The sequence below is a fragment of the Nostoc sp. FACHB-133 genome (assembly GCF_014698055.1).
Classification (GTDB): domain Bacteria; phylum Cyanobacteriota; class Cyanobacteriia; order Cyanobacteriales; family Nostocaceae; genus Nostoc.
Genome location: NZ_JACJSH010000020.1, coordinates 56,710 through 83,375 on the forward strand (window position 1 = coordinate 56,710; position 26,666 = coordinate 83,375).

General features: G+C 41.7%; 26 protein-coding genes. 10 read left to right on the forward strand and 16 right to left on the reverse strand.

Features of this window, described 5'->3' with window-relative positions; all coding sequences use genetic code 11:
- Nucleotides 1-14: 14 nt before the first annotated feature.
- From H6G86_RS17605 to H6G86_RS17625, 5 genes are all read right to left on the reverse strand, one after another.
- Nucleotides 15-191 (reverse strand): hypothetical protein, encoded by a 177-nt coding sequence (locus H6G86_RS17605; protein WP_190935402.1) that lies wholly within the window; start codon nt 189-191, stop codon nt 15-17.
- Nucleotides 192-763: 572 nt separating this feature from the next.
- Nucleotides 764-1,432 carry a carboxylesterase family protein gene (locus tag H6G86_RS17610; RefSeq protein ID WP_190935403.1) on the reverse strand — a complete coding sequence of 223 codons (669 nt, stop codon included), beginning with the start codon at nt 1,430-1,432 and terminating at the stop codon, nt 764-766.
- Nucleotides 1,433-1,455: 23 nt separating this feature from the next.
- Nucleotides 1,456-2,193, reverse strand: a complete 738-nt coding sequence (locus H6G86_RS17615) for a hypothetical protein (RefSeq protein WP_190935404.1) — start codon at nt 2,191-2,193, stop codon at nt 1,456-1,458.
- Between the two features lie 120 nt (nt 2,194-2,313).
- On the reverse strand, nt 2,314-2,649 hold the full coding sequence (locus H6G86_RS17620) for a hypothetical protein (protein ID WP_190935405.1): 336 nt from the start codon (nt 2,647-2,649) through the stop codon (nt 2,314-2,316).
- A gap of 128 nt (nt 2,650-2,777) precedes the next feature.
- Complete coding sequence (locus H6G86_RS17625; protein ID WP_190935406.1) at nt 2,778-3,794, reverse strand: metal ABC transporter substrate-binding protein; 1,017 nt, start codon at nt 3,792-3,794, stop codon at nt 2,778-2,780.
- Nucleotides 3,795-3,883: 89 nt separating this feature from the next.
- Between H6G86_RS17625 and H6G86_RS17630 the strand changes: the two genes are divergently transcribed.
- The 6 genes from H6G86_RS17630 (at nt 3,884) to H6G86_RS17655 (ending at nt 11,049) form a co-directional block, all read left to right on the forward strand.
- Nucleotides 3,884-4,666 (forward strand): metal ABC transporter ATP-binding protein, encoded by a 783-nt coding sequence (locus H6G86_RS17630; RefSeq protein WP_190935407.1) that lies wholly within the window; start codon nt 3,884-3,886, stop codon nt 4,664-4,666.
- Nucleotides 4,667-4,732: 66 nt separating this feature from the next.
- Complete coding sequence (locus H6G86_RS17635) at nt 4,733-5,584, forward strand: metal ABC transporter permease (protein ID WP_190935408.1); 852 nt, start codon at nt 4,733-4,735, stop codon at nt 5,582-5,584.
- Between the two features lie 55 nt (nt 5,585-5,639).
- Nucleotides 5,640-6,209, forward strand: a complete 570-nt coding sequence (locus H6G86_RS17640; RefSeq protein ID WP_190935409.1) for a Rieske 2Fe-2S domain-containing protein — start codon at nt 5,640-5,642, stop codon at nt 6,207-6,209.
- A 138-nt stretch (nt 6,210-6,347) separates the two neighbouring features.
- Nucleotides 6,348-7,133, forward strand: a complete 786-nt coding sequence (locus tag H6G86_RS17645; RefSeq protein ID WP_190935410.1) for an HAD family hydrolase — start codon at nt 6,348-6,350, stop codon at nt 7,131-7,133.
- A gap of 370 nt (nt 7,134-7,503) precedes the next feature.
- The gene (locus H6G86_RS17650) at nt 7,504-8,679 is read left to right on the forward strand and encodes a DNA double-strand break repair nuclease NurA (RefSeq protein ID WP_190935411.1); all 1,176 of its coding nucleotides are present in this window, start codon (nt 7,504-7,506) and stop codon (nt 8,677-8,679) included.
- Nucleotides 8,680-8,955: 276 nt separating this feature from the next.
- On the forward strand, nt 8,956-11,049 hold the full coding sequence (locus tag H6G86_RS17655) for a prolyl oligopeptidase family serine peptidase (protein WP_190935412.1): 2,094 nt from the start codon (nt 8,956-8,958) through the stop codon (nt 11,047-11,049).
- Between the two features lie 329 nt (nt 11,050-11,378).
- Here the strand turns inward: H6G86_RS17655 and H6G86_RS17660 are convergent, their stop codons facing one another.
- Nucleotides 11,379-12,002, reverse strand: coding sequence for a class I SAM-dependent methyltransferase (locus H6G86_RS17660; RefSeq protein WP_163932428.1), 624 nt, complete (start codon nt 12,000-12,002; stop codon nt 11,379-11,381).
- 94 nt (nt 12,003-12,096) lie between these two features.
- Between H6G86_RS17660 and hemH the strand changes: the two genes are divergently transcribed.
- Nucleotides 12,097-13,263, forward strand: a complete 1,167-nt coding sequence (gene hemH, locus H6G86_RS17665) for a ferrochelatase (RefSeq protein ID WP_114083034.1) — start codon at nt 12,097-12,099, stop codon at nt 13,261-13,263.
- A gap of 137 nt (nt 13,264-13,400) precedes the next feature.
- Here hemH and H6G86_RS17670 read toward each other — a convergent pair whose 3' ends face one another.
- From H6G86_RS17670 to H6G86_RS17685, 4 genes are all read right to left on the reverse strand, one after another.
- Complete coding sequence (locus H6G86_RS17670; RefSeq protein ID WP_190935413.1) at nt 13,401-13,940, reverse strand: DUF4126 domain-containing protein; 540 nt, start codon at nt 13,938-13,940, stop codon at nt 13,401-13,403.
- 299 nt (nt 13,941-14,239) lie between these two features.
- A complete protein-coding gene (purB, locus tag H6G86_RS17675) occupies nt 14,240-15,535 on the reverse strand; it encodes an adenylosuccinate lyase (RefSeq protein ID WP_190935414.1) in 1,296 nt (431 codons plus the stop codon).
- Between the two features lie 40 nt (nt 15,536-15,575).
- Nucleotides 15,576-16,127 carry a DUF421 domain-containing protein gene (locus tag H6G86_RS17680; protein ID WP_190935471.1) on the reverse strand — a complete coding sequence of 184 codons (552 nt, stop codon included), beginning with the start codon at nt 16,125-16,127 and terminating at the stop codon, nt 15,576-15,578.
- A 161-nt stretch (nt 16,128-16,288) separates the two neighbouring features.
- Nucleotides 16,289-17,305 carry a YihY/virulence factor BrkB family protein gene (locus H6G86_RS17685; protein WP_190935415.1) on the reverse strand — a complete coding sequence of 339 codons (1,017 nt, stop codon included), beginning with the start codon at nt 17,303-17,305 and terminating at the stop codon, nt 16,289-16,291.
- A 238-nt stretch (nt 17,306-17,543) separates the two neighbouring features.
- On the opposite strand from H6G86_RS17685, the gene H6G86_RS17690 reads away from it, so the two are divergent.
- The gene (locus tag H6G86_RS17690; protein WP_190935416.1) at nt 17,544-18,185 is read left to right on the forward strand and encodes a type I restriction endonuclease; all 642 of its coding nucleotides are present in this window, start codon (nt 17,544-17,546) and stop codon (nt 18,183-18,185) included.
- Nucleotides 18,186-18,260: 75 nt separating this feature from the next.
- Here the strand turns inward: H6G86_RS17690 and H6G86_RS17695 are convergent, their stop codons facing one another.
- The gene (locus tag H6G86_RS17695) at nt 18,261-19,790 is read right to left on the reverse strand and encodes a YifB family Mg chelatase-like AAA ATPase (RefSeq protein ID WP_190935417.1); all 1,530 of its coding nucleotides are present in this window, start codon (nt 19,788-19,790) and stop codon (nt 18,261-18,263) included.
- 569 nt (nt 19,791-20,359) lie between these two features.
- Between H6G86_RS17695 and H6G86_RS17700 the strand changes: the two genes are divergently transcribed.
- Both H6G86_RS17700 and H6G86_RS17705 read left to right on the forward strand, forming a co-directional pair.
- Nucleotides 20,360-21,382: a serine hydrolase gene (locus tag H6G86_RS17700; protein WP_190935418.1), complete on the forward strand. Its 1,023-nt coding sequence runs from the start codon at nt 20,360-20,362 to the stop codon at nt 21,380-21,382.
- A gap of 348 nt (nt 21,383-21,730) precedes the next feature.
- Nucleotides 21,731-22,735: a 2-hydroxyacid dehydrogenase gene (locus tag H6G86_RS17705; protein ID WP_190935419.1), complete on the forward strand. Its 1,005-nt coding sequence runs from the start codon at nt 21,731-21,733 to the stop codon at nt 22,733-22,735.
- 30 nt (nt 22,736-22,765) lie between these two features.
- On the opposite strand, the gene H6G86_RS17710 is transcribed toward H6G86_RS17705, so the two are convergent.
- From H6G86_RS17710 to rph, 5 genes are all read right to left on the reverse strand, one after another.
- Nucleotides 22,766-23,509: a M50 family metallopeptidase gene (locus tag H6G86_RS17710; RefSeq protein WP_190935420.1), complete on the reverse strand. Its 744-nt coding sequence runs from the start codon at nt 23,507-23,509 to the stop codon at nt 22,766-22,768.
- A gap of 38 nt (nt 23,510-23,547) precedes the next feature.
- Nucleotides 23,548-23,709, reverse strand: a complete 162-nt coding sequence (locus H6G86_RS17715; RefSeq protein WP_159402523.1) for a hypothetical protein — start codon at nt 23,707-23,709, stop codon at nt 23,548-23,550.
- Nucleotides 23,710-23,786: 77 nt separating this feature from the next.
- On the reverse strand, nt 23,787-24,662 hold the full coding sequence (locus H6G86_RS17720; protein ID WP_190935421.1) for a double zinc ribbon and FHA domain-containing protein: 876 nt from the start codon (nt 24,660-24,662) through the stop codon (nt 23,787-23,789).
- 232 nt (nt 24,663-24,894) lie between these two features.
- A complete protein-coding gene (gene pgl, locus H6G86_RS17725) occupies nt 24,895-25,617 on the reverse strand; it encodes a 6-phosphogluconolactonase (protein WP_190935422.1) in 723 nt (240 codons plus the stop codon).
- A 268-nt stretch (nt 25,618-25,885) separates the two neighbouring features.
- The gene (rph, locus tag H6G86_RS17730) at nt 25,886-26,629 is read right to left on the reverse strand and encodes a ribonuclease PH (protein ID WP_190935423.1); all 744 of its coding nucleotides are present in this window, start codon (nt 26,627-26,629) and stop codon (nt 25,886-25,888) included.
- Between the last annotated feature and the right edge of the window lie 37 nt (nt 26,630-26,666).

Consider the following 26,666-nt stretch of genomic DNA (forward strand, 5'->3'; position numbering starts at 1 on the left):
TGTGCAATATCCATTCAGAACATGGGATCGTGTTGATTATCCCAACACTTGCGATCGCGCCAGCTTCTCCCAGTATATTCACATTCAGAGGCATCATCTATCCAAGGAATCGATGTAGAGTAGTGCGAGGTTCCAATGGAAGCGAATAAACTAGCAGTGAATAAGGGCAATAATAAGGATAAAGTTGTCAATGTACAAATTGGTAAAATTATTAAATATCCAGTGAGTATCAGAACGTTAGTAGGAGTCCAAAAAACTCTGCTTATTTTATTATTTTGGCGAGTTTTTAAGTTAGTTTTTGAATTCGAAAAAAGCATAATGCAACCCTATTAATGCCGATTTATATAGCAATCTCATTTGATTTGTCAAAGCAAAGCTGACTGAGAGCTAGCCAGATTGGGTTTCAGTTCTCAGTATATTTAGCGAAAATCAAATAAGAATCCTATATGACTACGGATTTTTACGTAAGAACATTATTGAAGTTATATACTCTGATGTCAAAGGTGCAAGTGATGACTTGTTAGAAGTTTTAATCTTTGGACGCTAAAAAATATTTTTGATGAAAATATGTTGAAGTTAGGGCAATCGCTCTTGCGTAAATTTTAGTAGTGGCGCAGGACCTTTCCCCCTTAACCTTTCCCCAGACCAAAAGAGAGATTATTGGGTTTAACCGAAAAGTATTGCTTTCACCCCTATCGCGTGGTCTATTTACCTGAAAATAGCTGTTATTTAGAGATGTATTAAAATGCAGAAGAAAATATCTTTAATCTACAGTCGGCTGTCTCCGATGTTGCAAAAACCACTCATACAACTCTGGATTATTGTATGTCTGCGTCCATGAGTCGTGATCGGCTTCTGGATAAACTGTAAATTTCACATTCCCATCGTGGGCTTTGAGTGCAGAAACCATGATTTCGGACTCGCTTAAGGGAACAACATTATCTTTTGCTCCGTGAAACGCCCACACAGGAAGGCTTTTCAGCTTATGTGCTTGGGCTGGATTACCACCGCCACAGATAGGCGCGATCGCCGCAAATCGTTCTGGCTGCGCTGCTGCTAAATGCCAGGTTCCGTAACCACCCATGCTTAAACCGGTCAGGTAAACCCGATCTGGATCAACAGGATAGGATGCAATAACCTCTTCCAGAAGGGTGCTTAATCGTTCTATATTCCAATATTCACCGCGCGGACATTGGGGAGAAATGACAATGAAGGGAAAATCTGGCTGTTGTTCTACAACCTTGGCGACACCGTGCTTTTTCACATGATTTAAGTAAGAGCCTCGCTCACCCGAACCATGTAAACATAAGATTGTTGGCAAAAGTGGCTCTTGTTTTTCGTTGGGACTTCCGTCTTGGTGCAGTCCACTGGGCAAGAATAGCAGGTAGTTATAACTGTCGGTAGAAGTGATTTGTTGTTGTAGTGGCTGCATAAAATTAAAAAATTTTGTTAGTTTTAACGTCTACGAATAGCTATTGTATAACTTGGTCGTTGTGTTGCTTCTCGTTGACTCTTAACTAACCGAAAATCATTATCTATATATAGATGCTCTAAAAAAGAAGTAGCTAGGTAAACTTTTTTAAATTTTTTGACAGTATTTCTGTCCATATCTTTTACTATAAGTTCTTGCTGTAAATCTATATTTGGTGCTGCTTGCTGAAATTTAGATTCGACTGTTGTCGTAAACCACTCATCTGCATCATCAATTGTCAACGGGATTTCTCTATTTTTCAATGCTTGGAATATCCCAACATTTTTAATATCCCACTTTTCATCTATAACTGAATATTTTTGCAACAACATTAAGTCATAAGCTGGTAGTTTTGATGCAATTTTTTGCCAAAAACCAGACTGATGTCCTGGTGCATAACGGGCAATATTTGCATAGTAACCATCAGTATGAAAAATTTGGTAAGACTGCTCGTGTATCCTACCAGGTAAGATATCTTGAAAAGGTATAGTAGACCATATTGGTACCCATACTCCCGTCACGATCGCTACTTGATCCGCAACCTTCTCAAAGGGATTACGTCGGCTCAATTCTGCAAAGTATGGTGCTAATTCATTTTTATAAAATTCTACTTTGGCTTTTAATGGCTCTAGATTGCGGTCTTTAACAAGTTCTAAAATTTGATTTTTAATTTCTGGTGTAGTCCAATATGTCAATTCTTTGGTACTTGTGACATCTACCATTATCGTTCATCCTAGGAAAAGTTCCAGATGTGTCATTATATAAACTAACTTGATCTAAGAAAACAGATACGGGGACGCAAAGAAATAACTCTCGTGTCCCCGCGTCTCTTTAATGAATAACTACCACCAAATTCGATTTCCATTTTCGTCAACTCGTGCTTCCCGAATCATGTCAGAAATCTCTTCAGCATCTTTAACGTGGTGGAGTGCTTTCTTTGTGCCATCGGGTTCATCTACAACAAAGTAAGTCGGGACTGTGATTTTGTCGCCTGTAATGTCTGGTACATCATCCACAGCTACCTGTTTAGCCTTTTCTTCAATAGATTCAGACTCATCAGAAATTCTATCTCCAGGATTCGCTGTTAAGTTTCTTTCTTTGACATTTGGTTCTTCGCGTAAATGTGTATCTTCACTTACTGGTTGACGAATTTGATTTTCTTGAGTTTTATCAGTCATGGCTTTTCAGGTATTAAAAAATCTAGCTTTGCTAATAACACTCTAAAAAATCAAAGATACAAAAAGTTCTTTCTCTGGAGAGACTTTGAAAAGAACACGTCTTAGGTTAGATATTTACTCGGATAAATTTACTTCTTTAGTTGAAATGGCGTGTATTTTCCCCCTAATGCTTCTACAATGCTACGGGTATTCGCCTCCATCATTTTGATGTAAGAATCTCCATTACTTCCTTTTGCACCAATTGAATCAGAGTAGAGTTGATTTGGTGCTAATTTCACTCCTGCTTCTTGAGCAACAGTTTTAATTAAAGCTGGGTTAATTGTAGTTTCAGAAAAAATTGCGGGAACGCCGATCTTTTTAATGGACTCAACTAATCTCTGGACTGTTTGAGCGCTTGGTTGTTCTTCGGTACTAATGCCAATTAAAGTACCTGCGATCGCAATCCCATAAGCGCGTCCATAATATTGGAAGGCATCATGGGTTGTCACCAGTTTCCGCTTATCTGCGGGGATAGTTTGAATTTGTTGATTAATCCAGCTATGTAACTGTTTTAATTCATTCGTAAGTTGTGATGCCTTTTGAGTAAATTTGTCTTTATCTTCAGGTGACAACTCAATCAACGCATCTCGGATTGCATTTGTCATTGCGATCACATTTTCTGCACTACCCCAAACGTGCGGATCTGGTACTATTTCGCCTTTGCCTTTATCAAGCTGCAAGGATTTGACAGCTTCCCCTACTGGTATCTTCCGCGCTTTACCACCAGAAGCATTCATTAATTTAATCAGTCCCGGTTCCAGGTTGTAGCCGTTATACAAAATCAAGTTAGCTTCTTCCAAAACCCTGCTGTCTGCTGGTACTGGTTCGTAAACATGAGGATCAGTACCCGGTTTGAGGATTCCACTTAGTTGAATTTCGTCTCCTGCAACCTCTTGTGCCAAATCAGCAATGACAGTGCTAGTTGCAACAACTCGCGGCTTATCCCCCTTGATGGTGTTGGGGTTAGAGTCTTTCTGTGTACAACTTAATAAAGCCAAAGGCAAAAGCATTCCCAAACAAAGCCGGAAAAGAATTTTTCCCTTCATCCTGCCGATTATTCCCTTACCGTAAGGATTACTGCCGTCTGTCTCTGGTATTAGTTTCATTTATCTTGGATATTACATCTAATTATAGATTTTTTCATATTTCTCTCATTTTTATAGTAAGCTCAAGAAATAAATATTGAAACCCGAATATGAAAAATGTCTCTTTTCCTGCAAAAACTATCAAATTCGATATGAGTTCCACAGCAGCAATTAGTATTGCCCATTTAGGCGTATACTACCGGACACAAGAAGCCTTAAGAGACGTTAGCTGTATCGTCAAACCAGGAAAACTGACGGGTATTTTTGGCCCCAACGGTGCTGGCAAAAGTACGCTGATGAAAGCAATGTTAGGCTTGGTTCCTGTCAGTAGTGGTACGGTGCTATGCCAAGGCAAACCCTTGATGCAACAATTAGAGAAAGTTGCCTATGTACCACAACGTAGCCAAATTGATTGGACTTATCCCGCAACAGTCTGGGATGTAGTCATGATGGGACGGGTAAAGAAAACAGGCTGGTTGCGTAGCTTCTCAGCAGTTAGTCGCCAAGTAGCAAAAAATGCCATAGAAAGAGTTGGAATGAGCGAATATTGCGATCGCCCCATTGGACAATTATCAGGAGGACAACAACAACGGGTATTTTTAGCCCGTGCTTTAACACAGCAAGCAGAAATTTTCTGCTTTGATGAACCTCTAGTAGGCATCGATCAAAAAACCCAGTCGGTGGTTTTTGAAGTCTTCCATGAACTAGCTGCCGAAAACAAAATCGTGCTAGTAGTCAACCACGACTTAGGGGAATCAATCACTCACTTCGATGATTTAATATTACTAAACCGTGAAGTAATCGCCACAGGTTCACGGCAACAAGTACTTACCGAAGAAAATCTGCATCGTGCTTATAGCGGTAAAGTAATGTACTTTTCTGATGCTGCCTAAAATGTCATTGGGTATAGGGGATTAGTTAATGACAAATGACGAATGACAAATGACAAATGACAAAATATGTTACAAGCATTAATTGAGCCGTTGCAATACGGCTTTATGCAGCGATCACTCGTGATTGCCATTTTAGTTGGGATGTTGTGTGCAGTTGTAGGCAGCTACCTAATGGTACAGCGCCTAGCCTTGTTGGGTGATGCCATCAGTCACTCAGTTTTACCCGGACTAGCGATCGCTTTTATGGTGGGAGCAAATATATATGTTGGCGCATTTATTGCGGGTGTTCTGAGTACAATGGCGATCGCCTGGATTCGGGTGCGATCGCCAATCAAAGAAGATGCGGCAATGGGTATAGTTTTTTCAGCATTCTTTGCCCTTGGTATTACCCTAATTACTGTTATTCAAAAAGATAATAAAATCGACTTAAATCACTTCCTATTTGGCAATATTCTTGGCGTTACCATTGATGAAGTGCGAGACACTGCGATCATTGCCACAATTGTTTTAATTGTTGTTCTTTTATTATATAAAGAGCTTTTATTTTACACATTTGATCCTTTAGGCGCTCAAGCTGCGGGTTTGCCGGTTAATCGGCTGAACTTTGGATTGATGGTACTAATAGCTTTGACAATTGTCGCCAGCATGAAAGCTGTGGGTGTGATTTTAGTATTATCACTTTTAATTACACCAGGAGCCACCGCTTATTTATTAGTTAAGCGTCTCAACCAAGTTATGATTTTGGGTGCAGTAATTGGTGTAATTTCCAGTATTAGTGGGATGTACCTCAGCTACTTTTATAACTTGCCCTCTGGCCCTGCGATCGTTTTAGTCGTATCGGGGTTATTTTTGCTGGCATTACTATTTAGTCCTAAATACGGTATTTTTACGAGTAAACAACTTCAAAGCAAAGAATAATTATCATACGATTGCACCGTAATATATTAGTAGACCTTTCTTGGTATATCGGGTCATGAAAGATAATTATTCTACTAACGGCAAAATTCCAGCTAGGATAAAAACGCGCCGAGATTTTTTAATTTACACGCTAGGTGGTACAGCGGCATCAGTAGCGATCGCATATCTATTTCCCAAAGTCAGCCAAGGTCGTGAGATTAGCCTAGAAACCCTTTGCTCCCTTTATCCAAAGAATTCGCGCTGTGAAAATTATCTTCCCGGATCTGTGGCACTGGACAAAGACGGCAAGCAAATTGAGACTAATGCACTATTGACAACTGCAAAGTCTGGAATTCCAATTCTCGTCAAAGGCTTGCCAGACAATAGCGTTGATTATCTGATCATTCAAGATGGGCCAAAGATTGCTGAGTACGCTATCAATCCAACTTGTACCCATTTAGGATGTACAGTTGAGTGGGATCTTGAGAAGAATCACTTTATTTGTCCTTGTCATGGATCTCAATATGATTCTCAGGGTCGAGTCGTTCATGGCCCAGCAAAGCGTTCTTTACCACTAATCACTGTAGTAGTCAAGCAAAACCAAGTTCGTTTAGTTGATCATAAACCTGCTGTAGATCCTCGTTAAGCTACCAATATCAAATTAGATTAGACAATGCCACCATACTTTTTGAGCAAGTTAGAAATTCTAAAAGACTAACAAAAATTACTGCATAATTTAAATTTGTCGGGTAAGCTGACAACAGCAGTTTTAATCCTCAAAACAATGACCGCAAGTAGTCCCACGATTTTAGCCCTGGACTTTGATGGAGTGATTTGCGACGGACTAATTGAATATTTTGAGGTAGCGTGGCGTACCTACTGTGAAATTTGGTCGCCAGCTAACGACACACCAGCAGATGATTTAGCTTTGAGATTCTATCGCCTACGCCCTGTAATTGAAACAGGTTGGGAAATGCCCGTTTTAATCAAAGCGCTAGTAGATGGAATTCCTGATGAGAAAATTCTTCATGAATGGTTAAGCATCGCCCCACAACTTTTGTTAAATGACAAGCTACAAGCAAGAGAAATTGCTACGAAACTAGATAACCAACGGGATGAATGGATTACCACAGATTTAGATGGTTGGCTAAGTCTGCATAGATTTTATCCGGGTGTAGTAGAAAAAATCAAATTAACTCTTGACAGTGGAGTTAAGCTATACATTGTAACCACTAAAGAGGGACGTTTTGTACAGCAGTTGCTCCAACAAGAAGGAGTTAATTTACCGGCAGCAGCAATTTTTGGGAAAGAAGTCAAGCGCCCCAAATATGAAATTTTGCGAGAATTAAAACAACAAGCAGAAAACAAGCCAGTTAGTCTCTGGTTTGTAGAAGATAGACTCAAGACATTGCAGTTAGTCCAACAACAAACAGACCTTGAAGATGTAAGACTGTTCCTTGCAGACTGGGGCTATAATACTCAACCAGAAAGAGAAGCGGCTCAAAATGATCCGCAAATTCATTTGTTATCACTGTCTCAGTTTGCCAGAGATTTCCCTGCTTGGCTTTAACTAATTCGTAATGGGCTTTGCCTGTTACTTTAAAGTAATTCGTAATTTGTAAGTGGTCTCAATACTACTCGGGTTTTGCATTTTCAACTCAGAATTTGGTTTGGGGAAAAGGTTAAAGGGTAAGGGTTAAAGGTTTTTTATTTCCCTTTTCCCCTTCCCCTTTCCCCCTTAACCGACAAGTATTGTAAGTGGTCTAAATACCCAACTTACTTTTATTACGAATTACATCAGCAATCATTAAAGTCTAATTATCAATTACGAATTATTTTAATTTTCTAGCAAAATGGCAACGAAGCGAGATATTTAAAATATATAGATAAATAATAATGAATTACTAAAACTCCAAATTTATAATTTATCACTTACCTTTATGCTTGATTTAACAAAACTGGCGCGACAAATGCAGGGCTTAAGTCAGCATCTTACCTTAGAAGCTGCTGCCAGTCGTCAGCGTTTAGAATTGGCACAACAACATCTAAAAAATGCTTATGAGTCTCAACAAGATTTAATCGATCGCCAGGAAAAATGGCGCGATCGCATTCTCTTTGCTAATGCTACCCCAATTGAGCCGCTAGAAACCTGCATCGATATCTCAGTTCCCCCAAAAATTCATACTGTAATTGCTACCGATGGTTCCCAAATTGCCCCCAACCATCACGAAATTGCTTACTGTTATCTCCTAAATATCGGCAGAGTCGTCTTACACTACGGACAAAACCGCCATCCGCTACTCGATAGTTTGCCAGAAGTATTTTACCGCCCAGAAGACTTATATATGTCTCGGCAGTGGGGAATTAGAACCGAGGAATGGATGAGTTTCCGCCGCACTGCATCAGAAACAACGGTTTTAGCAGAACTTGCATGTGCGGCTAAAGGGGAAGCACCAGCATTGGCTATGGTAGATGGTTCGTTAATTTACTGGTTTTTAGAACAATTACCGATGGACGCACGCGATCGCATTTTACCGCCCATTCTGGAAGCTTGGCAGCAAATGCGTGATGCTCAAATTCCCGTGATGGGTTATCTTAGCGCCTCTCGCAGCATCGAAACAATGAACTTTTTACGATTGTTGGCTTGTCCTCATCCAGTGCCAGACTGTAAAAGTCATTGCCCAAATCAGCTAGAAAAAGTACCTTGTAAAATTTTTGAACAGTTGCGAGATACTTCTGTTTGGGCAACCCAACTCAAACCAGGACAACGTAGTACCCTTTGGCGGAGTAATTCCCCGATTCTCGAACTCTACGGCGATCAAACCATTTATTTTTGCTATGTCCACGTTGGTACCGAAATCGCCCGTATCGAAGTTCCGGCATGGGTAGCGGAGAATGCAACCATGTTAGATCAAGCACTGGGATTGATGTTAGCACAAGTACAAAAAGGATATGGCTATCCAGTTGCGATCGCCGAAGCGCATAATCAAGCAGTGGTAAAAGGTGGCGATAGAGCGCGTTTCTTTGCCCTCCTAGAACAACAAATGATTAAAGCTGGTTTAAAAAATGTCGGAACTTCCTACAAAGAAGCCAGAAAGCGTGGGAGTATTGCTTAATAATTCATCCCGTAGAGTTTCGTCTTTGTGAGAGTAAGAAAAGAAAAGCTGTAACGATACCTCTGGCATTTTTGGTCTAAGGAGTAAGATAAATCACACTTTAAGCAAATTATAGTTTTTTCTTGCTGATTCAAATCCTAACAGGGCTACTTACTGCTGAGTAGTAATTTGGCTGTTACCCTTTCCAATGAGAATTTTCCGCAGGTTTGGTCAATGTATATCCCACGTCTTAGGTCTATCTTTGTAGTATGTAAAGAAGCACTTCAACCTAAGATTATGCCTTCATCTAAAAAATCTATCACCTACCCATCCAGCCAGAAAAGCAATCAAGTTGATAACTACCACGGTACTTTAGTCGCAGATTCTTATCGTTGGTTAGAAGATCCTGACTCTGAAGAAACAAGGGCTTGGATTGAGGCACAAAATCAAATTACCTTTGGCTATTTGAGTGAAATTCCTGCCAGAGAAAAAATTAAACAGCGCCTCACCAAACTTTGGGATTATGAAAAATATGGTATCCCTTTTAAAGAAGGTGAATCTCTACAAGACGGTTCCACCGAACGCTACTTTTATTTTAAAAATGATGGACTGCAAAACCAAAGTGTCCTCTACACTCTAAAAACCCTCGAAGATCAACCCAAAGTTTTACTCGATCCCAATCAACTCTCAGAAGATGGCACTGTTGCCCTTTCAGGATTGTCTATTAGCGAGGATGGGAAACTTTTAGCTTATGGTCTATCCACCTCTGGTTCTGATTGGCAAGAGTGGAAAGTACGCGATGTTGAAACTGGTGAAGACCTACAAGACCATCTGAAGTGGATTAAATTTTCTGGTGCATCGTGGGCACATAATAATCAAGGTTTCTTCTACAGTCGCTACGACGAGCCGAATGAGAAAACTCAATTAGAAGATGTTAACTATTATCAAAAGCTCTACTATCATCAACTAGGCAAACCTCAATCAGAAGATGTACTGATTTATCATCGTCCTGACCAAAAAGAATGGGGTTTTGGTGGTGGTGTGACTGAAGATGGACATTATCTAATAATTTCTGTTTGGCTGGGTACTGACTCCAAAAATCTGGTTTTCTTCAAAGATTTAACTAACCCTAATTCTGAAGTCGTAGAATTAATTAACCAATTTGAGGCAGATTACAGCTTTATCGACAATGATGATAGCGTCTTTTATTTCCGCACAGATTTAAATGCACCACGCGGAAGAGTTATTGCAATTAACACTCAAAACCCTGCGCCAGAAAACTGGCGAGAAATTATTCCTCAATCAGCAGAAACATTAGAAAGTGTAGGCATACTCAATAACCAATTTGTTGCTGATTACCTCAAAGATGCTCATAGCCAAATTAAAATCTTTGACCTCAAAGGCGGATTTATTCGTGAGATACAATTACCTGGTCTCGGTTCAGCCGGAGGTTTTGGAGGAAAACGTCATGATACCGAAACTTTTTATAGTTACACCAGCTTTACCACACCAGGAACTATCTATCGCTACGATATGATAACTGGTAAAAGTACTGTTTTTCGACAGCCAGAGGTAGATTTTAATCCTAATGATTATGAGACAAAACAGGTTTTTTATCAGAGCAAAGATGGTACTAGAGTACCCATGTTTATTACGCACAAAAAGGGCATTAAATTAGATGGAAATAACCCCACTTATCTCTATGCTTATGGTGGTTTTAATGCCTCAATGACACCTGGCTTTTCTGTGAGTCTCTTGGTGTGGATGGAGATGGGTGGTGTCTATGCTATGCCCAATATCCGCGGTGGTGGAGAATACGGCGAAGAATGGCATCAAGCAGGAATGAAGGATAAAAAGCAAAATGTCTTTGATGACTTTATTGGTGCAGCTGAGTGGTTGATTGCTAATAAATATACTAAGACACAGAAGCTAGCGATCGCAGGTGGTAGTAATGGTGGCTTATTGGTAGGTGCTTGCATGACGCAGCGCCCCGATTTGTTTGGTGCAGCAATACCCGCCGTCGGCGTGATGGATATGTTGCGGTTCCACAAATTTACCATCGGTTGGGCTTGGACTTCCGAATATGGTTCAGCAGATAATTCCGAAGAGTTTCCAGCGCTGTATGCTTATTCGCCACTCCACAACATCAAACCAGATACAGCTTACCCAGCAACCTTAATTACCACAGCCGATCATGACGATCGCGTTGTCCCTGCTCATAGTTTCAAATTTGCCGCCGCTTTGCAAGAAGCTCACGCAGGTGATGCGCCAGTCTTAATTAGAATTGAGACTAAGGCAGGACATGGTGCAGGTAAACCCACTGCTAAAATTATCGAGGAAGCCGCAGATAAATGGGCTTTTTTGGTGCGGACTTTGAATGTTGAAGTTTAAGGGTTGATTTATTTGTATAGTGCGTTACACTGCGTTGACGCACTACATTATTTCCATAAGCTCAATTATTTCAGTGCATCTAAATTCAGAACAATTGAGGTAGCATTAGCACGGATCAAGTTACCACCTTTGAATAAAAAGTCGCCAATTACATTTTTTGTCTGTGGCGCATATTCCCAAGGGTCTTGTGCAATCCAAACTATTAGGGATTGAAACGAGCAATACAGACAAATTAAATTGCAGCAGTATTCTCGCAATAAAACAAAATCCCTATTAGGGAGCGAAGCTTTCTTCTAAAAAAAAGCTACAGCGTTCGCCTTAGTTATATCTCACTTCTTTGCCTGTATAACTTGTAAACTACCACCTGCATATAAAATTGGCTTACTAACATCAAACCCAGTCTCAGTTAACAATCCAGCCAAATCAGTTTTTAACAATTGCCAAGCTGTTTCCGTCTCAAACAACAACAAAAACAGTGATATCCCAGGCCAAAATATCGGATTTGTTGGAGCGTGAAAATCCACCAGCGTAAATACCCCTCCTGGCTTCAGCACTCGATAAACTTCATTAATAATTTTTCGTAATTGTTGAGACTGCATTTCATGTAATGCAACGCTGGTATGCACCACATCAAAATGATTATCTACAAATGGCATCTCCTCGGCAAAAGCTTCGACATAAGACGCTTCCGGGACATTTAGCCGCGCCCGTTGCAAAGACTTAGGTGAAGCATCCAATCCTGTTACATTTTGTGAAATTTTTACTAAAACTTGCGTCGTTTGACCACTACCGCAACATAAATCTAAAACCTGAGTATCTGAGTGAATTGTTAAGGCTTGCAAAGCAAGTTGCCGAAAACGGGCTTCACCACCTACACTTAAGGCTGCTAAACGAGAGATGCCATCATAAAGCCACTGATAGCGGTAACTCCAATCCCTTAAAATTGTTGCCATTGCATATTTCCTTGCTATTAAGCTTTATTATTTAATAAAGATATATTGTTAACATTAGTAAAAAATCTGAAAAGATTGGGGGAAAGTAACTGCTATGGGTCGTGTAGGCGTCTTATTACTCAATCTCGGTGGCCCTGATAAGCTAGAAGATGTCGGGCCGTTTTTGTATAACCTATTTTCCGATCCAGAAATTATTCGCCTACCTTTTCGCTGGTTGCAAAAGCCCCTAGCCTGGTTTATTGCCTCGCGGCGAACCAGAACATCTCAAGAAAATTATAAGCAAATCGGTGGTGGTTCTCCACTACGGCGGATCACGGAAGCGCAAGGGGAAGCTTTAAAAGAACAGTTGGGTTATTTAGGGCAAGAAGCCAATATCTACGTCGGAATGCGTTATTGGCATCCCTATACAGAAGAAGCGATCGCACAGATTACCCAAGACAATATAGAACACCTGGTAATATTACCACTATATCCCCAGTTTTCTATCAGTACTAGTGGTTCCAGCTTTCGACTTTTAGATAAACTTTGGCAAGAAGACCCAAAACTTCAGCCCATTGAATACACCGTTATTCCTTCTTGGTACAAACAACCAGGCTATCTCCAAGCAATGGCGGAGCTGATAGCCCAAGAACTTGAGCAGTTTCCTAATCCAGACGAGGTTCATATATTCTTCAGCGCTCACGGCGTTCCGAAAAGCTACGTTGAAGAGGCTGGCGACCCTTACCAGCAAGAAATTGAGGAATGTACTGCTCTGATTATGCAGACTCTCAATCGTCCCAATGCCCATACTTTAGCTTACCAAAGTCGCGTCGGCCCAGTAGAATGGCTCCAACCCTATACTGAAGATGCGCTTAAAGAATTAGGCGCACAAGGCGTAAAAGATTTGGTTGTCGTGCCTATCAGTTTTGTCTCAGAGCATATTGAGACACTGCAAGAAATTGATATTGAGTATCGGGAAGTCGCAGAAGAATCAGGAATTCACAATTTCCGCCGCGTTCCTGCTCCTAATACTCATCCAGTATTTATTAATGCACTTGCAGACTTAGTAATTGATGCGCTGAAAAACCCCAGTTTTAAGCTTTCGCAAGCTGCCCAAATGAAAAAAATGGTGAAAATGTACCCCCAAGAGCGTTGGGAATGGGGTCTAACAACTAGTGCTGAAGTCTGGAATGGTCGAATTGCCATGTTGGGCTTTATTGCCTTAATCATCGAGCTAATTACCGGTCACGGCTTCTTGCACATGATTGGGCTTTTGCAATAAAAGTATTGGGGCATTGGGCATTGGGAATTGGGAATTGGCCAGAGCCGAAAAACTTAGCATAGTTACGTCTTTGTCTTTGTGTCCCCTACCTTCTATGTTCCCCCATTCCCCATTCCCCATTCCCCATTCCCCATTCCCTATCCCCTTGTGTGATACCAGTCATACCACTGCTTCGCGCTACGAACTGCAAACCAGAGCAGTATTAAAGCAATTAATCCTCCTTGCCAAGGAGCATCAAAGGCAAAAAGTACTAGAGCAATGCACAAGGTATCTTGAAGAAAGACTACCCACAAGGGTAAGCCACGTAACCGATAGAACCAACCAACTTGAACTAGCTGGAGTACTAAAGCTAAGGAACCTCCAATACAGGCAATCAGCCAGTTTGGTGTTGCTGTGGCATTAGCGACTGCTAACCCCATAATTGCGCCTACGATGGGAGACATGAATAACTGAACTAGTTGTAGTAATCTTTGCCCCCATAGCTTTTTTGAGGCTAATAATTCAACTAAAGACCAAAAGGTGAGGCAGCCTAACAATAGTGGTGGGGAAATGTGAGATAAAATTGGAACTTGTGACCATAAGTTACTACCCTGCAATAGTCCAATAATTAGCAAAGGTATGCCTATTCTCATTCCTGCTGCGGCAGAGGCAGAAAGTGTGGCTAGGATTTCAATCATTAAGGCACTCGTAGAACTAACAAATACTTAGTTATTTGTTATGTATACTACCCAGTTATAAGAATAATTCCAGCATCAAACATCCAGCCTTCAGCAATGCAATACTAAATATTTTTAATATTTTTATATTCTTTTTTAACGTGGGTTCAATGGTTCATATAGTATCCGTCTAATCAGCCTTTTGGTTAAGGCAAGAGACGCGATAAATCGCCGTCTCTACAAAGGACTGCTTATTGTTTATTTTTTGAGTCTAAAAGTTTGTAGTAAGCGCTTAAGCGCTCACTACAAGCCAATTAATTCTAAATTCCTAATCGTTGGTAAACTTCTTCTAAATGCTGGAGATGCTGCTGGGGGTCAAAACAGACTTCTAGTTCTGCTGGGGACAACTTTTGAGTAACGCGAGGGTCTTTGCTAATTAAGTCCTGGAAATTGCCTCCTGGCTTGTTCCAAGCGACGTGAGCGCTTTCTTGAACGATCGCATAAGCTTCTTCACGGCTGCTTCCCTTGTCTATCAAGGCAAGTAGCACTTTTTGGCTGAACACAACGCCGCCGTAGCAGTTGAGATTTCGTTCCATATTTTCAGGATAGACCAACAGGTTTTTCACCAAGTCGGTTATTTCTGACAACATAAAATGCGTCAAAGTACAAGCATCTGGCAAAATCACCCGTTCTACAGAACTGTGGGAAATATCCCTCTCATGCCAGAGAGCAACGTTTTCTAAGGCTGCACCAGCATGACTTCTCACCAGTCGCGCCATTCCCGTTAACCGTTCCGAACGGATGGGATTACGCTTGTGTGGCATGGCTGAGGAGCCTTTTTGACCTTTGGAGAAGAATTCTTCAACTTCCAGAACGTCTGTTTTTTGCAGATTGCGAATTTCTACAGCAAAACGTTCGATGGATGCCGCTACCAAAGCTAATTGTTGCACGTAGTCGGCGTGGCGATCGCGGGAAATAACTTGTGTTGAGGCCGTATCGGGTTTGAGTCCGAGTTTTTGGCAAGCGATCGCTTCTACACGGGGTTCAACATTGGCATAAGTTCCCACTGCACCAGAAATCTTACCCACGGCAATGGTTTGGCGGAGAATTCTTAAGCGTTCTTGGTGTCGCAACACCTCTGCTAACCAGCCAGCTAGCTTAAAACCAAAAGTAATCGGTTCAGCGTGAATACCATGCGATCGGCCAGCCATGACTGTATGACGATGTTCTCGTGCTTTTTCACGAATTACCTGAATCAAATCTTCCAAACGTTGCAATAATAGATCCAGGCTGGCAACCAATTGCAGTGCTAAAGCTGTATCCAAAACATCCGAACTGGTTAAACCCAGGTGAATGTAGCGTCCGGCTTCCCCAACATATTCATTGACATTTGTCAAAAAAGCGATGACATCGTGGCGGACTACAGCCTCAATTTCTAACACCCGCTTGGGGTCAAAATCTGCCTTGGCCTTAATTTCCTCAACCGCCTGAGATGGAATGTAACCTAGTTCAGCTTGAGCCTCACAAACAGCAATCTCGACTTGCAGCCAAGTTTTTAGTTTATAGGTTTCACTCCACAGATTAGCCATTTCGGGCAAAGTATAACGCTCAATCACAGTTCGGCACAGAATACAACCGTCATATTTTACAGTCTAATTAATGTAGATCAATTTTTAATGCTGCTTTTGGCTCAGAGACGGGATTAGTTTTTGAGTCAAAGGTGATGATGCTAATCCTACCGTCAGCCTCCATATATGCAAACTTTACATCGGCTAAAAATTCTACACCTTGCTGACGTAACTTGCTCATCAACTCATCGTCTGTAATTAACTCTCGTTGCAAATGACGCTGAATCATCCGACCATTTTTTACCAGTAGCAGCGGTGGCTGATTCATAAAACGTTGGAACTGGGGTATTTTGTAGCCTAACCAGTTCAATAAATAACTCCAAAAAATCACAGTTCCTACTAGGATAGCGCCTTCAGTAATCGATGTATAATTACTTGCCATCGCATTTTGGGCAGCTTCAGCAAATAGTACAACTACAAGTAAATCAGTAATTCCTAGTGTTCCTAGCTGTCGGCTAGGAAGGAAACGTAATACCGTGAACAGTGCTAAGTAAACTAGTGAGCCACGGATAATCAACTCAACTACGCTGATGCTAGGAACAAAGATTGCTTGCCAATCGATAAAAAACCATTTTTCCATTAACACTGATTTTCTTCCTTTTTCATATAGACTTCTGGAAAAAATCCAGTATCACTTTATTTATCTGGGATCTGATTTCATAAAACTGATTTTTATTAGAGGTTAAATTCTTGAATATTTATCAGAGTTACAAATATATAAGCCCTGGATAGTGGGTGGGTTTAAAATCGCGGATTTTTCCTCCTTTGTTTTAATCGTTTGGGCTTCTTGAAAGAATTGAATAAACGATTAATCAAGTTAGAAGATGACTTTTTATTAGTGGACGATTGCCTCGTTTGAGCCTTGCCATTATATTCAGTGTTATCAGATAAAGGAATGGCATGTTTTGTTGGGGTTATGCCGCTTCCATACCTTCTAGCATAAACTTGGGTAAATTCAGCACCGAAGAAAAGAATCTGCGTCGCATAGTTCACCCAAGCTAAAATCACCACCAGCGAACCAGCAGCACCATAAGTTGAGCCAAAACTGCCATTCCCTAAATATTGTCCTAATAAAAATCTTCCAATAGAGAACAAAACTGAAGTGAGAGAAGCTCCTACTAAAACATCACTCCAAGCAATTTTGACATCTGGTAAAACTTTAAAAATTAGTCCGAATAAGACTGTAGTTATAGCAAAAGAGAGAAGAAAATTGACAAGTTGCCAGAGAAAATCAACACCCGGTAACAAGTTACTAAAATATGTTACTAATGTTGTCAAAGCTGTACTAATCACCAGAGAAACTAATAGTAAAAAGCCAATACCTATCACCATTGCAAAGGACAAAATCCGTAAGCGAATGATGTTAGTTACGCCGCGTCCAGGTTTAGGTTTAACTTCCCAAATCGTGTTCATGGCATCTTGCAACTCGGTAAATAAACCTGTAGCACCCAATAGTAAAACTACAACACTAATAATCGAAGCGATCGCTCCTGTCTTTGGTTGGTTAGCATTCTGAATGGCTGATTCAAGAAACTTTGCGCCTTCTATCCCGACTAAACCTTGAATTTGTCCGACAATTTGACCTCTTGCTGCTTCTTCTCCAAATACTGCCCCTGCGATCGCAATAACAATAATTAACAACGGTGCAATGGAAAAAATCGTGTAATAAGCTAACGCCGCCGCTAAACGTGACGCTTTATCCTCACTCCATTCTTTGAATGTCTCTTGGAATAACTTCAAAATCGCCTGCAAATTCATCCAACCAGTCTCCTTCTAAGAGGATATCGCTTACTTCCTGATATATTTGATACTTATTCTCTGGGTGGCGACATCCTCCCAAGGGAGTTTGTAAAGCGTTCTTGAGGAGGAATTTAGCAGAGTCGATAATTTGCTGACGGCAATATCTATAATTTGCTTTATGTTAGGTAATAGGTACTGCGATCGCCTCAGCATATAAAATGCAGTGGCATAACAAAGCAACTGTTATCTAAAAGCAATGACACAGACAGCAGCAATTACAGAAGCGATTACCACTCTTCAGGATGCAGAAAATCGATTCGGTTTTGTCCGTGTTGAAGACGAGCAATTTTTCCCAGAGTGGTATGAGGGATTGTCTGAAATTACAGAAGCTGAAAAAGCCTCTGTTGATGTTGTGCGGCGTAGGTATCTTTATCACCGTACCGCAGGTGATTTACTAGAAGGGACAGTCATATTGTTATTGGTGTCACCAATACTTGCACTCTCTGGATTTTACGATCCTCCTTTCAGAATTAAGGCTGAATCATCTGTGGAATTAGTGCTGGATGATGGCGAGGAAATACTGCGCGGACGAATTGACGTTTTAGTGTTACAAGATCAGTTGTGGTTGATGGTGTTAGAGTCGAAAAAAACCACGCTGTCAGTTTGGGCGGCTGTACCGCAAGCCTTAGCTTATATGATGGCTAACCCCAACCCCAGTAAACCTGTATTTGGGATGGTGACGAATGGAGACGATATTTTATTTGTCAAAGTGACGCAAACAAATACACCGCAGTACGATTTGTCAAGAGTCTTCGCTCCCTTTGCATCCGTGAGAGAACTGTACGCCGTTTTGCAAATTCTCAAGCGTATTGGTCAGTTAATTTCTCCTGCGTCTTAAGTGGCTGTTCTAGCTGCTGGTAGCACAAACTATCTGCGTTAACCTTTAACAGAGTTAAGCTATCATCACAAGATTTTACTGCATTCTGTCGATTGTGCGATATTGAATTGCTTCCGCCACATGATTAGTTTTTAGCTCATCATCTCCCGCTAAATCTGCAATAGTTCGTGCTACTTTGAGAATGCGATCGCTAGCTCTTGCCGATAAACCTAATTTTCTAATGGCTACTTCTAATAAATTGCGGCTAGCGTCATCTAGCTTGCACCATTTCTGGAGATGACGACTTTGCATCTGAGCATTGCAACGCAGATTTGCTTCTTCTTGGAAACGGGTAATGGCGCGATCGCTTGCTTGTTGCACTCGTTGTAGCACTGATGTTGATGTTTCTCCCGTAGGTTGTTGGGTAATTTCTTCTGGTTTCAAACGATTTACCGCAACTTGTAAATCAATCCGATCCATCAACGGCCCAGAAAGTTTTGCCCAATATTGCTCGCGTTGGCGGGGAGAACAAGTACATTGTTGGATGGTATCGCCATAGTAACCGCAAGGACAGGGATTGGTACTCGCCACCAAAGTAAACTGCGCGGGAAACATTACCGATAGTCTAGTACGAGAAATTGTAACGTAGCCATCTTCTAAAGGCTGACGGAGAAATTCCAGCACATCACGTTTAAACTCAGTTAATTCGTCTAGGAACAACACACCCCTATGAGATAATGAGATTTCGCCAGGACGAGGGAAGCTACCGCCACCAACCAGAGAAGGCCCAGATGCCGAGTGGTGGGGACTGCGAAAAGGGCGATCGCGTACCAACGAACCGCGATTTTTCAATAAACCAGCCACCGAATGGATGCGAGTCACTTCCAAAGATTCGGCAAAACTCAGGGGCGGTAAAATTCCTGGTAAGCGACGTGCTAACATGGTTTTCCCACTACCGGGCGGCCCGACAAAGATTAAATTGTGTCCACCAGCAGCAGCAATTTCCAAAGCTCGACGCGCATGAGCTTGTCCTTTCACATCATGCAAATCTGCGCTAGGGTAAGACACTGTTGCTGTGTCTACTGTACTATCCATCTGCACAGGTTTGTAATGCCCTGGATTATTTAAAAGAGCTACCACATCAGACAAATGTTTGCAGCCGTAAACAGCCAAGCCTTTAACCACTGCGGCTTCTTGGGCATTATCAGCAGGGATAACTAAACCTGCAATTCCCATTTTTTGGGCTGCTGCTGCGATCGGTAAAACACCAGCCACCGGACGCAAGCTGCCATCTAGAGACACTTCACCTAAGAATAGATAGTCCCCCAACAAATCAGCGCTAACTTGCTCAGAAGCCGCCAAAATTCCCACGCTAATAGGCAAATCAAAACACGGGCCTTCTTTGCGTAAATCTGCCGGAGTTAAATTGATCACAATTTTCCGCATAGGAAAGGCGAAACCTGCATTTTTCAGCGTTGCTTTGACTCTTTCTCTCGATTCTTGAATCGCTGAATCTGGCAGTCCCAAGACAACAATTCCCGGTAATCCCCCTGAGACATCGACTTCTACGCCTACTTTGACGGCATCGATGCCCACAATTGATGCACTCCAGACTCTGGCAAGCATTTCTTATATAACAGTAAACCTTTCAAATCTCTAGCAGATGCGTGGGTAGATTGGCATTAGTGAAACTACATAGACTATTCTACTGATCCAGTATAGTCATACCATTTCTTTTTCGACTGTACTATTTTAGCTGTGCTACGCCACTACAGTAATTTGATTTTTACACTTTATAAATAACCTTTAATACCCTAGTTACTAAGTGTAAAAATCATAACTAATTATCCGAACTTGACATCATGAATGAATAAATATGAATTATATAGAAGCAATTGCTTTTTTATCCAAAGCGCTATGTATGTATAAATCATTGCTAGCAGAATTAAAACTGCAATCATAATCTCTTAGTATTTGTATAAAAATATAATCAATTGATGTGACAAAAGCATATTTTCCATATTCTATCTTGTGCTTTTTTAGCATACATTTTATTTTCAATTTTCCAATAAATCTGTTTTTTATATCTATTGACATGGGATACCTTAGTGATTACTATGTCAATCAATCCGGATTTGATTAACTTGTTGAGAAAATCTCTGTAAATAAATCCAACACTATCCTTACAGCACTACATGAAACTACGCTGGTTATTACTCAGCCTTACAAGTATTTTTTTATTTTCGTCTCCAGTAAAAGCAAATCCCAACACCAATCAAGTTGGCAACGTAAATGACTGGAGTGCAAATCAATCTAATTTACAATTACCAAAACTTAAATTTATTCCTCCGGTTCCTCTAGGCGATCCTGCCAACCCAATAAATAGTTCTAAATTTACTGGTGTAGTTCCCCTAGGGCGCGAGATATCAGAACTAAAAACTCCTATTAAAGCATTAATGGCTCGCTATAGATTCCTCACTCCCGGAATCTTTTTTATGGACTTAAAAACAGGTGATTATTTTAGTTTTAATGGTGATAAAGCATTTTCTGCTGCTAGCACAATTAAGTATCCGATTTTGATTGCATTGTTTCAAGAAGTAGATGCAGGGAGAATCAAACTTAGTGAAACTTTGGTGATGCGACGTAAACATGTCACTGGCGGTTCTGGAGATTTGCAGTATCAACGAGTGGGAACTAAGCTGAGTCTCTTACAAACTGCAACCAAGATGATGACTATTAGCGATAACACTGCTACAAATATGGTTATCGACCGTTTAGGTGGTGTATCTAAATTAAATCAAAAATTTCGCCGTTGGGGATTGCAAAGTACTGTGATTCACAATATGTTAGGAGACTTTAAAGGAACTAATAAAACTAGTGCTAAAGACTTGGTAAGACTGTCAGCTTTGGTTACAAATAATCAGTTAATTTCTGATAGAAGTCAATCCCAAGTTTTAGGTATTATGATTCGTTGTCATAATAGAGCATTGCTTCCATCTGGCTTAGGTTCTGGTGCAAATATTGCTCATAAAACAGGTACTCTACGATTTGTATTGGGTGATGCAGGTATTATTGAAACGCCATCAGGTAAGCGTTATTTAGCAGGAATTTTTGTGCGTAGACCAAATAATGACCTTAGAGCTAGAGATTTTATTCGTCAAGTTTCGCGGGTGATGTATGGCTACTTCGAGCAGCCAAAAGTTAGTAATCTACCTTAATTATTTATCGAACAGAATTCAGGAGTCAGGAGTCAGAATTCAGAATAAATTCTGAACGAAAAAGCGGATAGCGCAGCGTTAGCGAGTTTGCGAGCGTCTTGATTCTGACTCCTGAATTCTGACTCCTGAATTCTTTTTCAATCTGAATTCTAAATTTTTGCTTTAGTTTCAGACTTACACGGAAGATATATCCCAACCCCTTTAAGGGGGTTTTTTAGCTAACTATAATTCTGAAAGCTGGCAATATTCAAAAATACGATAGCGAATAGACCGTTTTAGACATCGCTTTTCTAACTGCCAAGCTATTATGTAGTCGGATACCGTGCAGCATAAAGCTTGGGGTTTTGCATGAAAGTAGCAGTCTTCAGTACAAAAGTCTATGATCGACAGTTTTTATCAACTGTAAATTCTTCCACACAACACGAATTAGCGTTTTTTGAACCCCGTTTAAATCGGGATACTGCTATCCTCGCCGACGGATTTCCGGCGGTTTGCGTATTTGTACATGATCAGGTTGATGCCCCAACTTTAAAACTTCTCGCCTCACGGGGTACTAAGCTGGTTGTCCTTCGGTGTGCTGGGTTTAACAATGTAGACTTACAAGCCGCAGCAGATTTAGGAATTACTGTTGTGCGTGTTCCCGCTTACTCACCTTATGGAGTAGCAGAACATGCCGTAGGATTGATTTTAAGCCTGAATCGCAAAATTCATCGGGCTTATAACCGTGTCCGAGAAAGCAATTTTTCCCTAGATGGACTGTTGGGATTTAACTTGCATAAGCGTACAGTGGGGATTGTCGGCACAGGCAAAATCGGTCTGATTTTAGGACAGATTATGAAGGGGTTTGGCTGTAACATACTCGCCTATGACGTTTATCGCAATCCAGAATTGGAGGCGCTAGGTGGAAAGTATGTAGAACTACCTGAGCTATTTGCCAACTCTGATATTATTTCCTTACATTGCCCCCTGACTCCCGAAACGCATCATTTGATTAACGCTGAGGCTATAGAACAGATTAAGCCAGGCGTAATGCTAATTAATACTAGCCGGGGAGCGCTAATTGATACCCAAGCAGTGATTGAGGGATTGAAGTCTGGTAAGATTGGCTATCTCGGTGTGGATGTCTACGAACAAGAATCGGAATTGTTTTTTGAGGATTTATCTGGCGAAATTATTCAAGATGATATTTTCCAACGTCTGACAATGTTCCCTAATGTACTAATTACCGGACATCAAGCCTTTTTTACAGCAGAAGCTCTTCACAATATTGCAGAAACAACTTTTGCTAATATTGCTGATGTTGAAAATGGTCGTCCTTGCGCTAATGAAATTCGCCCTCAACCGTCAGCCTAGGTAAGGATTGGCGATCGCTAATTTGTATTTTCATTCTGAACGATAGGCAACGCGGAGACTTTGGACTAAAATCACCAGAGATGCGATCGCCATCAACCCGCCCCAAAACCAGTAAGGTAAAAGCAAATATCGCTGCATTTGCGCTGTATCAGAGAGTCCAAGGGGGCCAGCAGAACTACTAAATAAATAATCGAGTTGATGGTACGTACTCACACAAGCTTGTACACCCAGAAATTGAATGGCAAACCCCTGTGCCCAGCGAGGTGCTTTCAGGGCGATACCCAAAATTATTAAACCCAACAAGGGAATTGCCACCAATCCAAACCAGGAACGTATCCAAATTAATGTGGAAAGTAGCAAAAAACTCCCTAATATTTTTAAACTTAGGGAAGCTGCTTTAAAACTGCGGGAAGCCAGAATCAATGCTGCGCCGGCAAGAGGCGGCCCCATTGGGCCTGCGGCTGCGACCATTGCCGGGCCAATTGGCCCCAATGACGACCGGATGCCATAAGTTGCAACACCGGAACCATTGCTAAAAATCTCTAATTTTTGAAACTGTCCCCCTAATAGGAGTGCCATTAAACCGTGACCCATTTCATGGAACCAGGTTGCCAGGATTGTAAATGGGTATAAGATATAATCACCTCCTGGTACTTGCCACAGTAAAGCAGTTGCGATCGCTGCTGCAATTAGCCAGGTTAGCCCCATACGCTCAACAACTGACGGGGCTTCTTGGGTGAGCAAGGGTTCAAAATTTTTACTTGGTTCCCTCATAGGTCACTCTATTTTGGATTTTAGATTTTCTGGAAAATTCAAAATTTTAAATTGGCAGTGTATTTTATCCATCCTAGTGTAATTATTGAGGTAGTGGAGTTGCTGGATAATGCAACAATTCGCACATCGAAGCGACGGCTATAAACTATGGCGCTATCAAAAACAACATAGTTATCCGTCGCTTGTCTGATGCGGTGCATTTGTTTCTCCTCCAAAAAGGATGCCGGAGGATGGGCAGAACATGCTTAGACTGATGTCACAATTGCTGGAAAATCAGTTAAGCAAGTTGAAACAGGAATGTCATTAAGTCTCCTTTACCCAAACTGATGCGATCGCCTGGTCGCAATCGATGACGATTCCCTGGTAAAAGGGGCAAGTTATTAATGTAAGTGCCATTAGAACTTCCCACATCTTCTACATAGTGAGAGTCTCCCTCAACACGAATATCTGCATGAATCCGCGAGACAACTTCTGAATTGGGAAATCCTGAAACGTCTATATCTGGAGGAATCCGGTCATTAGGCTTGCCGATATGAATCACAGAGAGATTTTGCGGCAATTCAATTAGCCGATCGGTTTGAACGTGGATTAACCGCGCTATAACCTGCTGTAATTGCGTTCTGGCAACGGTTACAGTTGGTGCTGGTGCAGCTGGTGGAGGTAGTTCCGCTTCAGAGGGTGGCGCTGGTTCCAACGGTGGTGGAGTAGGAATACTTTGTCCAGAAACTACGGGTACTGCGACGCTCGGCTCTGCTTCTGGAGGGCTGTTTTCTATAACAGCTTCCTCTGGGGGAGCTACTGGGGGAGCTGCCACCTCTGTTGCTGGTAAAGATGAACTGGGAGGATGAGAGTTAGTAGAACCGCTCATTCCCAAAGCATCTGGTTGTAAAAGTTCTAACAGTGGATCGGGTGGAACTAACGGTGGTACTTCCACAGGAACATCGGGAGTAACTGTTGTAGCTACCGCACTATGAACGTGTGGAACTCCTGCGGAGTGAAGGTTATAGCCACATTGGCCACAGAATGCAGCATCTGCCTGCACACTTGCTCCACAACTAGGACAGTTAGTAGTTGCGGGCAACGGTGTATAACAAGCTTCGCATTGGACAGCACCATCAGGGTTGGGATGATTGCAATTAGGGCAGACGATCATCGATATTTAGCCTTTGTTCAAGATCATCATAAATATAGGTAGGACTGGCAAGCAGAGGGCGGCCCTAGCTTTAGATTCTAGCAATTACTGCCGATTTGATACGGGAAAGGGAGGAGGGGAGCAGGGGACAAGGGGATAAGGGGACAAGAGGTGAGAACTTGAAACAAGTCTTTCCCCTTGTCCCCAATTCCCCTTGTCCCCAAGTCCTCTTCCCAATTCCCAATTCCCAAGTTTAATGTTGAAGTTCCGAACCTGCTGCCGCATCCAGCAGCCACCAAAGTTCACCTTGTGGCCGAATTAAACGGGATGGGTAAGCGAAGTCATCAGCGACAGGTGCAAAGACTTGCGCCAAAGCTGGGCGTTTATTAGCACCAGCAACCAGAAAAATCACATTGAGAGCAGAGTTGATGAAGGGGTATGTGAAACTTATTCTGGGGTTTCCGTCTTTGTTACCCACAGTTACCAGGCGATCGCGTACTTTGAGAGCCTCTGTGTGGGGAAACAAAGATGCAGTATGTGCATCATCACCCATTCCTAGTAATACTACATCCAATGCGGGAAACTCTACCCCAGAAGAATTGAAAAATTCTTTGAGATGTTGTTCATACTTAGCAGCCGCGAGTTCTGGATTGGCTTCTAAAGTTGGGACGGGGTGAATGTTAGCTGCTGGGATGTCAACACGATCTAGCCATGCACGACGCGTCATCAGTTCATTGCTATCGGGGTGATCTGGTGGTACGTAACGTTCATCCCCCCAGAATACATGAATTTTATCCCAAGGCAGTTTTTGAGTAGCAATCGCTTCGTATAACGGTTTAGGTGTACTGCCGCCAGATAAGGCAATGGTAAACCGCCCTCGCTGTTCAATAGCAGTTTCTAACTTAGACAGAATTAATTCTAGCGCTCGTGCAACCAGCGCCGGCTGATCCGGTAGAACTTCAACGGTTTTGCTCATGGCTTCATCATCATATTGCTGGCTTCCAGCAATACCATACCGAACTTATTACAATCCTCCTTTTTAACTTTTGAAACATTTAACATCATGGATTAAGTAGGCTTGAAAAACGTTGACCACCTTATCACCTTCAACGGTAAGTTGTCAGTAGTCAGTCGTACTAACTACTAACTCTTTTCATAATTTTATTTACACCCAGTTACTTGATACTTTGTTCATTAACACCACAGAGGATACATTTATTAATTCTTATTAAAAATTAATAAAACTAATTAATCACAAACAAGGTTTCCCAATCAGCGATCGCTTCGCGTTGAACGATTAACAATTCCTGAATTCCTTTTTGGGCGACATCTAGGAGTTGATCCAACTGAGTGCGGCTAAAGCTCCCTTCTTCGGCTGTTCCTTGAACTTCAATGATGCCCAGGTGTTGATTCATCACCACGTTAAAATCTACTGTTGCCGCCACATCTTCGATGTAATTAAGATCCAGAAATGGCTCTCCCTCCAGTAATCCTACGGAAATTGCTGCAACCTGTCCACACAGAGGCGATCGCTCTAACACGCCCTCCTGCAACAATTTAGAAATCGCATGAGCTAGCGCCACAAAGGAGCCTGTAATCGCTGTTGTTCTAGTTCCAGCATCTGCTTGCAAGACATCAGCATCGACAGTTAGCGTGCGTTCTCCTAGTACCTCAAAATCCACTGCTGCACGTAAGCTGCGCCCAATTAAACGTTGAATTTCTTGCGTCCGTCCAGATAATTTCAATAATTCCCTTTCTTGGCGTTTTTGGGTAGCAGATGGTAACATTCGGTACTCAGCAGTTAACCAGCCTTTACCAGTTCCTTCGAGAAACTTCGGGACTCCCTTATTAACGCTAACAGTACAAAGTACCTGAGTATCACCGCATCTTGCGAGAACAGAACCGGGGGCAAAGTGGGTGAAACTGGGGTAAAAGCTGATCGGACGTAGTTCGTAAGGAAGACGACCGTCTGGACGCTGCCAAGCCATTGGAATTGCCTCAAATTTTACAATACTGCCTTAAGAT

What these genes read in the sequence shown, in the direction of transcription:
- H6G86_RS17620 (WP_190935405.1), bottom strand. Translation starts at nt 2,649, where the DNA reads ATGACTGATAAAACTCAAGAAAATCAAATTCGTCAACCAGTAAGTGAA.
- H6G86_RS17615 (WP_190935404.1), bottom strand. Translation starts at nt 2,193, where the DNA reads ATGGTAGATGTCACAAGTACCAAAGAATTGACATATTGGACTACACCA.
- H6G86_RS17670 (WP_190935413.1), bottom strand. Translation starts at nt 13,940, where the DNA reads ATGATTGAAATCCTAGCCACACTTTCTGCCTCTGCCGCAGCAGGAATG.
- H6G86_RS17650 (WP_190935411.1), top strand. Translation starts at nt 7,504, where the DNA reads ATGCTTGATTTAACAAAACTGGCGCGACAAATGCAGGGCTTAAGTCAG.
- H6G86_RS17655 (WP_190935412.1), top strand. Translation starts at nt 8,956, where the DNA reads ATGCCTTCATCTAAAAAATCTATCACCTACCCATCCAGCCAGAAAAGC.
- H6G86_RS17635 (WP_190935408.1), top strand. Translation starts at nt 4,733, where the DNA reads ATGTTACAAGCATTAATTGAGCCGTTGCAATACGGCTTTATGCAGCGA.
- H6G86_RS17695 (WP_190935417.1), bottom strand. Translation starts at nt 19,790, where the DNA reads ATGCTTGCCAGAGTCTGGAGTGCATCAATTGTGGGCATCGATGCCGTC.
- H6G86_RS17640 (WP_190935409.1), top strand. Translation starts at nt 5,640, where the DNA reads ATGAAAGATAATTATTCTACTAACGGCAAAATTCCAGCTAGGATAAAA.
- H6G86_RS17710 (WP_190935420.1), bottom strand. Translation starts at nt 23,509, where the DNA reads ATGAGGGAACCAAGTAAAAATTTTGAACCCTTGCTCACCCAAGAAGCC.
- H6G86_RS17645 (WP_190935410.1), top strand. Translation starts at nt 6,348, where the DNA reads ATGACCGCAAGTAGTCCCACGATTTTAGCCCTGGACTTTGATGGAGTG.
- H6G86_RS17610 (WP_190935403.1), bottom strand. Translation starts at nt 1,432, where the DNA reads ATGCAGCCACTACAACAACAAATCACTTCTACCGACAGTTATAACTAC.
- H6G86_RS17630 (WP_190935407.1), top strand. Translation starts at nt 3,884, where the DNA reads ATGAAAAATGTCTCTTTTCCTGCAAAAACTATCAAATTCGATATGAGT.
- H6G86_RS17720 (WP_190935421.1), bottom strand. Translation starts at nt 24,662, where the DNA reads ATGATCGTCTGCCCTAATTGCAATCATCCCAACCCTGATGGTGCTGTC.
- H6G86_RS17715 (WP_159402523.1), bottom strand. Translation starts at nt 23,709, where the DNA reads ATGCACCGCATCAGACAAGCGACGGATAACTATGTTGTTTTTGATAGC.
- H6G86_RS17705 (WP_190935419.1), top strand. Translation starts at nt 21,731, where the DNA reads ATGAAAGTAGCAGTCTTCAGTACAAAAGTCTATGATCGACAGTTTTTA.
- H6G86_RS17625 (WP_190935406.1), bottom strand. Translation starts at nt 3,794, where the DNA reads ATGAAACTAATACCAGAGACAGACGGCAGTAATCCTTACGGTAAGGGA.
- H6G86_RS17700 (WP_190935418.1), top strand. Translation starts at nt 20,360, where the DNA reads ATGAAACTACGCTGGTTATTACTCAGCCTTACAAGTATTTTTTTATTT.
- pgl (WP_190935422.1), bottom strand. Translation starts at nt 25,617, where the DNA reads ATGAGCAAAACCGTTGAAGTTCTACCGGATCAGCCGGCGCTGGTTGCA.
- hemH (WP_114083034.1), top strand. Translation starts at nt 12,097, where the DNA reads ATGGGTCGTGTAGGCGTCTTATTACTCAATCTCGGTGGCCCTGATAAG.
- H6G86_RS17680 (WP_190935471.1), bottom strand. Translation starts at nt 16,127, where the DNA reads ATGGAAAAATGGTTTTTTATCGATTGGCAAGCAATCTTTGTTCCTAGC.
- H6G86_RS17660 (WP_163932428.1), bottom strand. Translation starts at nt 12,002, where the DNA reads ATGGCAACAATTTTAAGGGATTGGAGTTACCGCTATCAGTGGCTTTAT.
- rph (WP_190935423.1), bottom strand. Translation starts at nt 26,629, where the DNA reads ATGGCTTGGCAGCGTCCAGACGGTCGTCTTCCTTACGAACTACGTCCG.
- H6G86_RS17685 (WP_190935415.1), bottom strand. Translation starts at nt 17,305, where the DNA reads ATGAATTTGCAGGCGATTTTGAAGTTATTCCAAGAGACATTCAAAGAA.
- H6G86_RS17690 (WP_190935416.1), top strand. Translation starts at nt 17,544, where the DNA reads ATGACACAGACAGCAGCAATTACAGAAGCGATTACCACTCTTCAGGAT.